Origin of the sequence: Streptomyces boncukensis (assembly GCF_011045075.1) — a bacterium.
Lineage (GTDB): Bacteria > Actinomycetota > Actinomycetes > Streptomycetales > Streptomycetaceae > Streptomyces > Streptomyces boncukensis.
In genome coordinates this window covers 1-14,194 of the sequence record NZ_JAAKZZ010000166.1, presented here as the reverse complement: position 1 = coordinate 14,194, position 14,194 = coordinate 1, and the positions used below count along the sequence as shown (strand labels likewise).

The window sequence follows — 14,194 nt, the reverse complement described above, 5'->3', positions numbered from 1 at the left end:
CTCCACCACCAACCGCCGCTCCGACCCCACCACCACATCCAACCCACCCACAGCCCGATCCGGATCCCCGGCAACCTGCTCCAGCAGCAGCACCAGGCGCTCCGCCAGCCGGTCGGCCGTGGTGCTGTCGCACAGGTCGGCGGCGTACTCCAGCAGCAGCGTCAGACGGCCCCGGCCCGCCGGGTCCGCCTCGTCCACGAAGGTGAAGTGGAGGTCGAACTTGGCCATACCGGTGTCCATGTCGTACCACTCGGTCGGCATGCCGAGGACGTCCGGATCGCCGTCCGGGCGGTAGTGGTAGCCGAGCATCACCTGGAAGAGGGGGTTGCGGTCGGCGGCGCGCGCCGGGTTCAGTTCCTCGACGAGCCGGTCGAACGGCAGGTCCTGGTGCTCGAACGCCTTCAGCGACGACTCGCGGACCCGGGCGAGGAGTTCGCGGAAGGTGGGGTCGCCGGACACGTCGGTGCGCAGCACGAGCGTGTTGACGAAGAAGCCGACCAGGTCGCTGAGCGCGTCGTCGGTACGGCCCGCGACGGGGGCGCCGAGCGGGATGTCGTCGCCCGCGCCCATCCGGTGCAGCAGGCTCGCCGCGGCGGCCTGGAAGAGCATGAACATGCTGGTGCCGCTGTCCGCGGACAGGGCACGCAGGGCGCGCGCTGTGCCGTCCGGCAGCTCCCGCCGGACCTTGCCGCTGCGGCCTGTGGCGTGTGCCGCGTCGGGGCGTGGCCGGTCGAGGGGCAGGGGCAGCTCCTCGGGGAGGTCGCGCAGCGCCTCGCGCCAGTAGCCGAGCTGCTGCGTGCCGAGCTGGTCGAGCAGGGCCTCCTGCCAGAGGGTGTAGTCGGCGTACTGCACCGGCAGCGGGGCCCACGCGGGCGCCCGGCCCGCGCGGCGCGCCTCGTACGCGGTGCCCAGGTCCGTCAGGAACGGGCGGTCGGACCACTCGTCCGTGGTGATGTGGTGCAGCACCACGGCCAGCACGTGGTCCTCCGGGCCGAGCCGGAACACCTCGCAGCGCAGCGGGAGTTCGCTCTCCAGCGTGAACGGGCGGCGCTGGGCCCGCGCGATCAGGCCGTCCAGCGCGTCCTCGTCGCAGTCCGTGACGGTGAGTCCGGGGGCGGCGTCGGCGGCCGGGACGACCGACTGGTACGGGCTGCCCTCGTGCTCCGGGAACACGGTGCGCAGCGCCTCGTGCCGGGCGGCCACATCGGCCAGCGCGGCGCGCAGCGCAGCGGGGTCGAGGGCGCCGCGCAGCCGGAAGACGAGCGGGAAGTTGTAGGCGACGCCGCTGCCGGTGATGCGCTCGACGAGCCGCAGCCGGCGCTGCGCGGCCGACAGCGGGATGCGCGCGGGCCGCTGTCCGTCCGGTACCGGGGTGACGGCGGGGCGCGCGGGGCGGCGCCCGGTGTCCGCGCGGGCGGCGAGCAGCGCCGGGGTGGGGGCCTCGAACAGGTCGCGGATGGCGAGTTCGGCGCCCAGCTCGGTGCGGGCCCGGCTGATGAGCCGGGTGGCGAGCAGGGAGTGGCCGCCCAGGTCGAAGAACCCGGCCTCGGCGCTCGCCTCGGGCAGCCCCAGCACCTCGGCGAACAGGCGGCACAGCACCTCTTCCGCCGGGGTGCGCGGCCCGCGTCCGGCGCCGGGGGCGACGGCGGGCTCGGCGTCGGGCAGCGCGGACACGTCCAGCTTGCCGTTGGCGTTCATGGGCAGTTGGTCGAGCGGGACGAGCGCGGCGGGGACCATGTAGTCCGGGAGCCGCTGGGCGAGGTCCGCGCGGACGTCGCGGAGCAGCGCGTCGGCGGCGCGCTGGGCCGTGGGCGCGTTGGCGTACGGGGCCGTGCCGCCGCCGGGCCGGTAGAGGCCCGCGGTGGGGCCGCCCGGTGCCCGGGTGAATACGGCGTCGTAGTGGCCGGGTGCGTCGGCGGAGGGGGTGGTGAGGACGCGGTGGCCGAGCTCGGCGCCCAGCGCGTGCAGGTCTTCGGGGTCGACACCGCCGGCGTCGGTGTCGCCGGTTCCGTCCGGCAGGCGTCCCGCCTCCAGCGCACGCCAGGCGGCCAGCTCGCCCGCCGTGCGGGCGTCGGGAACGCCGGTGACCCGGAGGGACGGGGCGGGTCCGGCGGGGCCCGCCGGGTCGGGGCTGCCCCTTTCTGCTCGCCGCAGTCCGCGGGTGCTCTGTAGCTGGTCGCGCCGTGCGGCGGAGCCGCAGTCGGGCTCGGCCCCGCGCTCCTCCGGGGCGCGGTCGTGCTCTGCGCCACGCTCCGGTGCGGATCCCGGATCGCGCAGCATGGACTCGATGTTCGCGGGCCACGGGACGGTGCGGGCGCCGGTGAGGTCGTGCGGTGCCGCGCCGTCGCGGTAGAGGACGGCGTCGTAGCGGTGCCGGGTCAGCTCGTTGTGGTGGGGGCCGCGCTTGGTGCGCAGGTCGAGGCCGTATCCGAGCTGGGCGAAGTAGTCGGGGTCGACGAGGAGTTCCTTCTCCATCCGCAGCCCGCGCGCGGCGGCCCGGCGTACGGCCAGCGGGTCCGCGCCGTCCCGGGCGCGGGCGAGCTGGATCGCGCCGTGGAAGGCGGGCGCGGTGCGCGGGTTGCGCACGTCGCCGACGAACAGCGCGCCGCCGGGGGCCAGCAGCCGCATGGCGCCCCGGACGACCTCGGTGAGGTAGTCGGCGCTGGGGAAGTACTGCACGACGGAGTTGAGGACGATCGTGTCGAAGTACGCCTCGGGCAGCCCTTCGACCTCGTGCGCGGCGCGGCAGCGCAGCTCGGTCTTCGCCGCGAGCGCGGGGTCGCGGCGCAGGTCCTCGCCGAGCTTGCGGATGACGGGCGCCGCGAAGTCCGTCGCCCAGTAGGTCTCGGCGTCCGGCGCGAGGCACGACAGCAGCAGCCCGGAGCCGACGCCGATCTCCAGGATGCGGCGCGGCTCCAGCTCGCGGATGCGGGCCACGGTCCGGGCCCGCCAGTCGCTCATCTCCTCGAAGGGGATGGGCTGTCCGTCGTAGCTGCTGTCCCAGCCCGCGTAGTCCTCGGTGAAGACGGCGGTGCTGATCTGCTCGTACTCCTCGGAGTAGACCTCCTGCCACTCGCCGACGTGCGCGTGCTCGGCGGACTGCCGCTCGGCGCCCTCGGCCCCGGCGGCCCCGGCGGATCCGGCGGGGCCGCCGGGAACGACGTAGCCGACGAGGCGCTGGGTGCCGGGGGCCGCGGGGTCGTCGCGGGCGACGACGGCGGCCTGGGCGATGCCGGGGTGCTGGGCCAGGGCCGTCTCGACCTCGCCGGGTTCGACGCGGTAGCCGCGCACCTTGACCTGGTCGTCGGTGCGGCCGAGGAAGTCCAGCAGCCCGTCGGCGCGGCGGCGCACCAGGTCGCCGGTGCGGTACATGCGCTCGCCGGGGGCGCCGTACGGGTCGGCGACGAAGCGCCCGGCGGTGAGCGCGGGCCGGTCGAGGTAGCCGCGGGCCAGGCCGGTGCCCGCGATGTACAGCTCGCCGGGCACGCCGTCGGGCACCGGGCGCAGCCAGGGGTCGAGGAGGTGGGCCCGGGTGCCGCGGATGGGGCGGCCGACGGTGGGCGTGGCGCTGTCGAGGGTGCCGCCGCCGAGGGTGTTGATGGTGTACTCGGTGGGGCCGTACAGGTTGTAGCCCAGGGTGCCGTCGGTGTCGCGCAGCCGGCTCCAGACGGTCTCCGGGACGGCCTCGCCGCCGAGCAGCACCAGCGGCGGCCGGTGCCCCTCCAGCAGGCCCTGCTCGATGAGCAGATGGGCGTAGGTGGGGGTGACGTTGACGACGTCGATCCGGTGGGTGTCGCAGTAGGCCACCAGCGCGTCGGCGTCCCGGCGCAGCTCCTCGTCGCAGACGTGCACCTCGTGGCCCTCGACCAGCCACAGCAGCTCTTCCCAGGACATGTCGAAGGCGAAGGAGACGGTGTGCGCGATGCGCAGCCGCCGCGCTCCCGCCGCCGCGACGGCCGGGTCGAAGATCTCCCGCTGGTGGTTGAGCTGCATGTTCGTCAGACCCCGGTAGGGGGTGACGACGCCCTTGGGGCGGCCGGTGGAGCCGGAGGTGTAGATGACGTACGCGGGGTGCTCCAGGCTGAAGCGGGGCCGGTCGGCCTCGGTCAGCGGGGCGCCGGAGAGCGCGGCCAGCGCGCGGACCGTGTCCGGGTCGTCCAGGAGGAGGCGCGGGGTGTCCGGGGCCGCGTCCGCGAGGCGGCCCGCGACGGCGCCGGTGGTGAGCAGCAGCGCGGGGCGTGCGTCGTCCAGGGTGGCGGCGAGCCGGTCGTCGGGGTGGTCCAGCTCCAGCGGCAGATAGGCGGCGCCGGTGGACAGCACGGCGAACAGCGCGGCGACCGTGTCCAGGGAGCGCGGCAGCGCGAGCGCCACGGTGCGCTCGGGCGCGGCGCCCCGGTCGAGCAGCAGCCGGGCCAGGCGGCTGATACGCGCTTCGAGCCCGGCGTAGGTGAGGGTGGCGCCGTCGCACACCAGCGCCGTGGCGTCCGGGGTGCGGGCCGCCTGCGCGGCGAGCAGGTCGGCGATGGTCTCCTCGGGCGCGGGGGCGCGCCCGGCGGTCCGCTCGCGCTCCAGCGCGGCGCGCTCGGCGGGCAGCAGCGGGTCGAGGCGGCCGACGGGCGCGTCCAGGTCGGCGCTCAGCCGCTCCACCAGCAGTGTGAACCGGTCCAGCAGGTCCCGTGCCCGGCCGCCCCCGACGATGTCGGCGCGGTGGGTGAGGGTGACGTGGACGCGGCGGCCCGGCGTGACGACGAGGTTGACGGGGTAGTGGGTGGCGTCGACGTTGGCGACGGCGGTGGCGCCGTACCGCTCGCGCAGCTCGGCCAGCCGCTCCTCGGTGTCGCTGTTCCGCAGCACGAACAGGGTGTCGAAGAGCCGCCGGTGGCCGGTCTCGGCCTGGAGCACGCCCAGCCCGAGGTACTCGTACGGCATCACGGCCAGCCGCTCGTCCTGGACCCGGCGCAGTAGCGCGAGCACGGACTCGGCGGGGTCGTAGGCGATCCGCGCGGGGACGGTGTTCAGGAACATGCCGATGACGTGTTCGATGTCCGGCACCTCGCTGGGCCGTCCGGCGACGGTCGTGCCGAAGACGACATCGGTGCGCCCTGTCGCGCCGGCGAGGGCGAGCCCCCAGGCGGCGGTGAGCACGGTGTTGAGGGTGAGGCCGTGACGGCGCGCCGTGTCGCCCAGCCGCTCCGCCACCGCGTCCGGGAGGGTGGTCTCCAGGCTCTCCGGGATGTCCGGTTGCAGGCCCTGGTCGGCAGCGGCGAGCAGGGTGGGCTCGTCCAGCCCGGCGAGCGCGCGCCGCCAGGCTCCGGTGGCGACGGCGGTGTCCTGGGTCTCCAGCCAGCCGAGGTAGTCGCGGTAGGAGCCGGGCGCGGGCAGCCCCGCTGGGTCGCCGCCGGACGCGTACAGCGCGAACAGCTGGTCGAGGAAGAGCCAGGCGGACCAGCCGTCCCACAGCAGCAGATGGCGGCCGACGAGCAGCCGGTCGCCGCGCTCGGCGCCGAGCCGGACGAGCAGCATCCGGAAGAGCAGCGGGCGGGCGAGGTCGAAGCGGCGCGCCCGCTCGGCGTCCAGCAGCGCGCCGAGCCGGGTGTCCTGCTCGGCAGCGGAGTACCCGGACAGGTCCACCTCCTCCAGCGGAACCCCGGGGTCGCGGACGATGAACTGGACCGGCTGCCGCAGCCCCTCGCTGGTGAACCCGGCGCGCAGGCTCGGGTGGCGGGCGAGCAGCACCCGGGCCGCCTCCCGCAGCCGCCCGGCGTCCAGCGGGGCCGCGAAGTCGAAGGACTCGTGGACGGTGTAGACGTCCAGCGCCCCGTCGTCGTACGTGGAGTGGAAGAACAGCCCCTCCTGGAGCGGGGCCAGCGGCCAGATGTCCTCGACGGGGCCGGGGCTGAGGCGGTGCACGCGCTCCGTCTCCTCAGGGGTGAGGGAGAGCGCGGCGGCACGCGGCGCGGAGACGTCGGCGGCATCGGCGGCGTCGGCGGCCACCGCGGCCGCCGCGGCGAGTGCGGCGGGGGTGCGGTGCGCGAAGACGTCCCGCGGGCTCAGCGGCAGTCCGGCGCTCCGGGCGCGGCTGGAGACGCCGATGGAGGTGATGCTGTCGCCGCCGAGCATGAAGAAGTCGTCGTCGGCGCCGATGTCGTCCAGCTTGAGCACGGCCCCGAAGATGCCGGTGAGCACCCGCTCGCGGTCGGTGCGCGGGGCGCGCGCCTCGGCCCGCACCGCGCGCGGCGCGGGCAGCGCGGCGCGGTCCAGCTTGCCGCTGGGGGTGAGCGGCAGCGCTTCCAGCACGACATAGGCGCCGGGCACCGCCGAGGCGGGCAGTTCGGCGGCGAGAGCGGCCCGGAGGGAGGCGGCGTCCGGCGCGCTCCCCTGCCCGGCGGCGTTCCCGGCCGGGACGACGTAGGCCACCAGTGCGCCGTCGCGTGCGGTGACGGCGGCCTGGGCGACGGCGGCGAGCCGGGTCAGCGCCGCCTCGACCTCGCCCAGCTCGATCCGGTTGCCGCGGATCTTCACCTGGCGGTCGGTGCGGCCCAGGTACTCCACCGTGCCGTCGGCCGTGCGGCGCACCAGGTCGCCGGTGCGGTACATCCGCGTCCCCGAGGGCCCGTACGGGTCGGCCACGAAGCGCTCGGCGGTCAGCCCCGGCCTGCGGTGGTAGCCGCGGGCCAGCTGCACGCCCGTCAGATACAGCTCGCCTGGCACGCCCTCGGGCACCGGGCGCAGACAGGAGTCCAGCACCCGCAGTCCGGTGTTCCACACGGGGCGGCCGAGGGGGACCGTCGCGGTGTGCGCCGCGCCGTCCCAGGCGTGCGCGGTCACGTCGACGGCCGCCTCGGTGGGCCCGTACAGGTTGTGCAGGGGCACGCCCGTCAGCTCGTGCCAGCGGGCGGCCGCGGCGGCGGGCAGCGCCTCGCCGCTGCAGAAGACCCGGCGCAGCGGCGCGGCCCAGGAGGGGTCCCGGGTGACCTCACCGGCCTGGAGGAACGCCTCCAGCATCGACGGCACGAAGTGCGTCGTGGTGACGCGCTGCTCGCGGATGAGCCCGGCCAGATACGCCGGGTCGCGGTGCCCGTCCGGCCGGGCGAGCACCACGGCGGCCCCCTCGCACAGCGCCCAGAAGAACTCCCACACGCTGACGTCGAAGCTGGAGGGCGTCTTCTGGAGCACCCGGTCGTCGGCGGTCAGCCCGTACGCGCCCTGCATCCAGGCCAGCCGGTTGCCGATGGCGCGGTGGCTGACCACGACGCCCTTGGGGCGGCCGGTGGTGCCGGAGGTGTAGATGAGGTACGCGGGGTCGTCGGGGCCCGCCGCGACGGGCGCGGGACGCCCGGCCGCCCCGGCCCCGTCCCCGGCCTCGGCGTCCGCGGCGTCCCCGGCGTCCGCGGCGTCCCCGGCGACGGTGATCCGCAGCGGTGTCAGGCCCGGCAGCTCGGGGAGCCGGGGCGCCGCCTCGGAGGTGGTGACGACGATCGCGGCGCCGGAGTCGGTCAGCATGTGGGTGACGCGGTCGGCCGGGAAGTCGGTGTCCACCGGCAGATAGCCGGCGCCGGACTTGAGCACGCCCAGCAGCGCCACCATCAGCTCCGCCGAGCGCGGCACGGCGACCGCGACGAACGTGCCGGGCGCCGCGCCGCGCGCCCGCAGCCGCGCCGCCAGCGCCTCGGCCCGCTCGTCCAGCTCCCGGTAGTCGAGGGTCCGGCCCTCGTGGATCACCGCAGGGGCCCCGGGGGTGCGGGCCGCCTGCGCCGCGAAGGCGGCGGCCAGGGTGGTGGCGGGCACCTCCCTGCGCTCCCCCTCGGGGTGGGCGCGGGACAGCTCGTCGGGCGCGAGCAGTCCGACGGAGGCGGCGGGCTGCCCCGGGTCGGCGGCCAGGGCGTGCAGGATGCGGGAGAGCCGGTCCGCGATCCGGCGCACATCGGCGCCGTCCAGCCGCTGGGCGTGGTACTTCAGCCGCAGGTCGAGCCTGCGGCGCGGCTTGACGATGAGGGCGAGCGGATAGTGCACGGCGTCGTGGAACTCGTGGCCGGTGATCCGGACGGTGCCCGACGGGTCGGCCACGCCGGTCGCGGCGGGGTAGTTCTCGACGACGACCAGCGTGTCGAACAGCTCGCCGGAGCCCGCGTGTCCGGCGGCGCGCTGGATCTCGGCCAGACCGAGGTGCTGGTGGTCCAGCAGCCGGGCCTGCTCGTCCTGCAGCCGGCCGAGCAGGGCGCCGAGGGTGTCCCCGGGGTGCCAGGTGAAGCGGGTCGGCAGGGTGTTGATGAACAGCCCGACCATGGATTCGATGCCCTCGACGGCGGCGTCCCGGCCGGAGACGGTGGTGCCGAACACCACGTCCTGCCGGCCGGTCAGCCCGCCGGCCAGCAGCCCCCAGGCCGTCTGCACCACCGTGCCCAGCGTCACGCCCTGCTCGCGGGCGCGCGCCGCCAGCCGGGCTGTCAGCTGCTCGGACAGCTCGACGCGGACCTGCGCGGGCCGCAGCGCCCCGCCGCCGGGCGCGTCCACCAGCCGGGTGGGCTCCTCGACCCCGGCGAGCGCGGTCCGCCACGCCTGCCGGGCCGCTTCCCGGTCGGCGGCGGCCAGGCCGCGCAGATAGGAGCGGTACGGGGCCGGCTCCGGCAGGCCGTCGCCCCCTTCTCCGTAGCAGGCCAGCAGCTCGCGGTGGAGCACGGGCAGCGACCAGCCGTCCGCGACGATGTGGTGGAACGTCAGCAGCAGCCGGGCGCGGTCCGCGTCGAGCCGCACCAGCGCGCAGCGCACCAGCGGCGGGTGGGCGAGGTCGAAGCCGTGGGCGCGCTCGTCGGCGGCGACGGCGTCGGCGAGCCGGGGCCGGGCACCGGCCTCCTGCGCGCACAGGTCCACCTCGCGCCAGGGCAGCTCCGGGCCCGCCGCGACGAGCTGCACGGGGCGCCCCTCGGGCAGGCGGCGGAAGCAGGCGCGCAGCGGGGCGTGCCGCTCCAGTACGCGCTGGGCCGCGCGCCGCAGTGCGGCGCCGTCGACGGGTCCGGCCAGTTCGAGGGCCTGCTGGACGACGTAGGCATCGCCGTCCGCGCCGTCGAGCAGGGAGTGGAAGTAGAAGCCCTCCTGGAGCGGGCCCAGCGGCAGCGCCTCCTCGACGGCGACCGGGTGGGCGCCCTGGAGCGCGGCGAGTTCGGCGTCGGTGAGCCGGAGGGCGGGGCCGCCGCCCGGCTCTCCCCCGCCCGTGGTCTCCGCGGCCCCGGCGAGCGCCGCGACCGTGCGGTGCCGGAAGACGTCGCGGGTGGTGAGCCGCAGCCCCGCCTCGCGGGTGCGCACCAGCAGCCGGATGGCGCTGATGCTGTCGCCGCCGAGGGCAAAGAAGTCGTCGTCGACCGTCGCCGCGCGCAGGCCGAGCACCTCGGCGTAGGCGGCGCACAGCAGCTTCTCGCGGTCGGTGCGCGGCGGGCGCCCGGAGCTGAGGGCGCCGTAGTCGGGCACCGGCAGCGCGGCGGCGTCCAGCTTGCCGCTGGGGGTGACCGGGAGCCGGTCCAGCGGGACCAGGGCCGCCGGGACCATATATGCGGGCAGCTGCTCGGCGGCGTGTGCGCGCAGCGTCTTCATGAGCGCGGCCACGTCGCGGAAGGGGGCGGGCTCGTTGGCGTACGGCACGGCGCCGTTCGGGCGGTACGCGCCGCTGGGCGGGGTGCCGCCGGGGGTGAACAGCACATCGAGGCTGCCGTCGTCGGCGGCGCCGTTCCAGGTGGCGACGGTGCGCAGCCCGTGCCGGGCGGCGAGCGCTGCCAGCTCCTCCGGGTCGGGCGCGTCGGCGGGCGCTGCGGCACCGGTGCGGCTGCTGTCGTCCAGCGCGTCGAGTGCCGCGAGGTCCTCGGCGAGCCGCGCGTTGGGCACACCGGTGAGCCGGAGCGGGGCGGTGCGGCCGGCGAGCAGCGCGTCGAGACCGCCCGGAACCTCCGGGTCCGCCGGGTCCGCCGGAGCCGCCGGGCCCGCCGGGTCCGCCAGGTCGGCCCAGGCGATCTCGGCCGCGGCGGGTGCGGGCCGTGCGTCGCCGCTCGGGCGGAGCACCACGTCGTAGCGGTAGCGGGTCAGCTCGTTGTGGTGGGTGCCGCGCTTGACGCGGATGTCGGCGTCGAAGCCGTCGAGTGCGGCGAAGAAGTCGGGGTCGAGCAGCAGTTCGCCCTCCCAGGCCACCGAGCGGTCGACGGCGGCGCGCAGCGCCTGCTTGTCGTCCGGCGCCGGGGCGCGTCGCGTCTCGACGGCGGCCCGCAGGCAGCGCAGCAGCCGCGCGTTGCGCACGTCGCCCACGAACAGGCTGCCGCCCGGCGCCAGCAGCCGGGCCGCGGCGTGCAGCACCCGGGTGAGGTAGTCGGGGCCGGGGAAGTACTGGGCGACGGAGTTGAGGACGACGGTGTCGAAGTACCCTTCCGGCAGCCCGCTGGTGTCGTGCGCGGGCCGGGCGCGCAGCTCGACGCGTCCGGCCAGCCCTGGCACCGCGTCGGCCTGGGCGCGCAGCGCGCGCACCGCCTCCTCGGACAGGTCGGTGCCCCAGTACGCCTCGCAGCCGGGAGCGACGCGGGAGAGCAGGAGCCCGCTGCCGACGCCGATCTCCAGCACCCGGCGCGGCGCGAGGTCCGCGATCCGCTCGACGGTGGCGTCCCGCCACTCGCGCATCTCGTCGACGGGGATGGGCAGCCCGTCGTACATGCTGTTCCAGCCCGCGAAGTTCTCCCGGAACCCGGGGGCGCGCGCGTCCTGCCGCTCGCCCTCCGAGCCCGCGGCGGCGTACAGCAGCTCGTGCAGTTCCTTCCACTCCTGGACCTGCTGCTCCTGGATCTGCTGCGCGCTCCCGCCGCCGGCACCGGCGTCCAGGGACGGGACGACGTAGCCGGCCAGCCGCCGCTCGCCGGGCGGGTCCTCGCGGACCACCACGGCGGCCTGGTCGACGGCCGGGTGGGCGCGCAGCACCGACTCGATCTCTCCGGGCTCGACGCGGAAGCCCCGGATCTTCACCTGGGTGTCGGCGCGGCCGAGGAACTCCAGCTGCCCGTCGGCCCGCCACCGCACCAGGTCCCCGGTGCGGTACAACCGCTCCCCCGGGGGGCCGAACGGGTCGGCGACGAACCGCTCGGCGGTCAGCGCGGGCCGCCCGAGGTAGCCGCGGGCCAGCCCAGCGCCGCCCAGGTACAGCTCTCCCGTGACCCCGGCCGGTACCGGGCGCAGCCGGGCGTCGAGCACCAGGGCGCGGGTGCCGGGGTCGGGCACGCCGATGGGCACGGTGGACCCGGCGGGGGTGTCGGGGTCGCACCGGCCGAGGGTGGAGTTGGTGGTGGCCTCGGTGGGACCGTACGCGTTGAACATCATCCGGCCGCGCGCGTACCGCCCGACCAGCTCGGGCGAGACCCGCTCGGTCCCGGCGAGCAGGGTGGCGGGCGGCAGTTCCGGGCTTCCGGGGGCATCCGGCATCGCGGCGAGCAGCGCGGGCGGCAGGATCATGAACGTGATGCCGTGCGCCTGCGCGTAGTCGGCGAGCGGCGCCCCGGGCACCCGGCGCTCGGAGGGTACGACGACGAGCCGCCCGCCGGAGAGCAGGCCCAGGCACAGGTCCCAGAAGGCCACGTCGAAGCTCGGCGAGGCGAACTGCAGCACCCGGCTGTCCGGGCCCACGCCGAAGCGCTCGCTCTGGGTGGCGACCAGCTTGGCGACGCCCGCGTGCGAGAGCACCACGCCCTTGGGGCGGCCGGTGGAGCCGGAGGTGTAGATCACGTAGGCGGCGTGCGCGACGGTCAGCGGGCCGCCGCGGTCGTCCTCGGACGGGTCGTGCGCTGGGTGCCGGGCCAGTTCCCGCTCGGTTTCCGGCGCGTCCAGCAGCAGCACCTCGGTGCCGTCGCGCGGCGGGATGCCGGCGGCGGCGCCGGCCGTGGTGACCAGGCAGACGGGCGCGGCGTCGCCCAGCATGTAGGCGATGCGGTCCGGCGGGTAGTCGGTGTCCACCGGCAGATAGGCGGCGCCGGACTTCAGGGCCGCGACCTCCGCGACGATCAGGTCGGCGGAGCGGGGCACGGCCAGCGCCACCACCCGCTCGGGGCCCGCGCCGCGGGCGAGCAGGGCGTGGGCCAGCCGGTTGGCGCGGGCGTCGAGTTCGGCGTAGCTGAGCCGGGTGTCCTCGTGGACGAGGGCGACGGCGTCCGGCCGCTCGCGGACCCGTTCGGCGAACATCGCGGGCCAGGTGCGCGCGGCCACCCCGTGCGCGGTGTTGTTCCACTCGGCCAGGACGCGGTGCCGCTCCTCGTCCGGCAGCAGCTCCAGGTCGCCGACGGGGGTGCCGGGTCGGGCCAGCGCGTCCGCGAGCAGCGTGGCGTAGTGGTCCGCGATACGCCGGGCCGTCGCCTCCTCGAACAGGTCCGTGCGGGCTGTGACGCGGATCTCGCCGTCCGCCGCGTCCAGCGCGAGGTCCAGCGGGTGGGGCCACGCGTCACTGCCGAAGGCGGTGTTGACCAGCAGCCCGCCGGCCCGGGTGGGTTCGGGGCGCAGCCGCTCGGCGAGCGCGGCGGGGCCGGTCCGGTGCGCGTGCGCGTCGGCGTACGCGGCGGCCACCCGGGCGGTGAGGGTCGCGAAGTCCGTGCCGCCGTCGAGCGCGACGCGGACCGGCAGTCCGTCGTACGCCACCGCGATGTCCCCGCCGGTGGCGTCCCCGGCTCCGCCGCCGGAGCCGTAGCGGTACAGCAGTGCGACATACGCGGCCAGCAGCACCGCAGGTTCGGCCGGTTCGGCCGGTTCGGCGGTGGCGGCGAGCGGGCGGCGGACCGTGCGCGACTCCCCGGCGGGCCGCAGCGGATACGGAAAATCGACCGGGAGTGCGATCTCTGGTGGAGGCGGTGTGAAGTATCGGTGCCAGAAGCCGGTGAATTCGTCGATACCGTATGTGTGTTCTTCGATACCGGACACAGCTCTCCCCGAGGATATGGAACCGGGCTCAGCCGGAGGACCGCGGCCATAGTAAGGTAAGCATTACCTAACAAAAAGGCCCACTCAATTCGAGGGAGTCCGCCGTTGGAGACCGCACGGTGAAGGCGCGTGAACGGCGCGAGGAACGCGCGGCATGCGCGGAGAGCGCGGAGAGCGCCGAGCGCGGGGAGCACGAAGTACGCGGGGAGCGCGCGGAGCGCCGGGAGCGCGTGGGGCGCCGCCGCCCGCTGCGCCCGCTGCTGCTCGTGGGCGCCCTCGCAGCCGTGCTCGCCGTGCTCTGTGTGCTGTCCCTCATGCTCGGCGCCGCCAGCCTGTCCCCGGCCGACGTGCTGCGGGCGCTCTTCGGCGCAGCGCCGAGCCGGTACGTGGAGAACGTCGTCTGGTCGGCCCGGGTGCCCCGCACCGGGCTCGGGCTCGCGGCGGGCGCGGCGCTCGGCCTGGCGGGCGCGCTGATGCAGGCCCTCACCCGCAACCCGCTGGCCGACCCCGGGGTGCTGGGCGTCAGCGCGGGCGCCTCCTTCGCGATCGTGCTGGCCATCGGGGTGTTCGGGCTCGGCTCGTTCTACGGCTACGTCTGGTTCGCCTTCGCCGGCGCCTTCGCCGCCAGCGTCGTGGTCTATCTGCTGGGCAGGCTGGGCCGCTCGGGGCCGACGCCGGTCAAACTGGCCCTCGGCGGCGTCGCGGTGACCTCCCTGCTCACCTCGGTCACCAGCGCCATCTCGCTCACCAACCCGGAGGCGCTGGACCGCTTCCGGTTCTTCACGGCGGGCACGATGGCCGACCAGGACAGCGGCGCCGTGCTGCGGGTGCTGCCCTTCATCGCGGTGGGGGTGGTGCTGGCGCTGGCCTGCGCTCCCGCGCTCAACAGCCTGGCGCTCGGCGAGGACGTGGCCGCCTCCCACGGGCGGCGGCTCGGGCTGATCCGGCTCCAGGGCGTCGCCGCCGTCACCCTGCTGACCGGCGCGGCGGTCGCGGTGATCGGGCCCATCATCTTCATCGGCCTGGTGGTCCCGCACATCGTCCGGGTGCTCGCGCAGGCCGCGGGCATCGGCCCGGACCAGCGCTGGCTGCTCCCGCTGTCCGCGCTGCTCGCCCCCAGCCTGCTGCTCGCCGCCGACATCCTGGGGCGGGTCATCGCACGGCCCACCGAGGTCCAGGCGGGCATCATCGTCGCCTTCCTCGGCGGCCCGTTCTTCATCGCCATGGTGCGGCGGCGGCACTTGGCGGAGGTGTGACGATGCCC

2 protein-coding genes are annotated in these 14,194 nt (G+C 76.1%); one reads left to right on the top strand and one right to left on the bottom strand.

Annotated features, from left to right (window positions below):
* On the bottom strand, positions 1 to 12,930 hold a 12,930-nt coding region (locus G5C65_RS17345; protein WP_420903326.1), incomplete at its 3' end, for an amino acid adenylation domain-containing protein.
* A 248-nt stretch (positions 12,931 to 13,178) separates the two neighbouring features.
* Here G5C65_RS17345 and G5C65_RS17340 point away from each other — a divergent pair.
* The gene (locus G5C65_RS17340) at positions 13,179 to 14,186 is read left to right on the top strand and encodes a FecCD family ABC transporter permease (RefSeq protein WP_277608064.1); all 1,008 of its coding nucleotides are present in this window, start codon (positions 13,179 to 13,181) and stop codon (positions 14,184 to 14,186) included.
* The last annotated feature ends 8 nt before the right edge of the window (positions 14,187 to 14,194 follow it).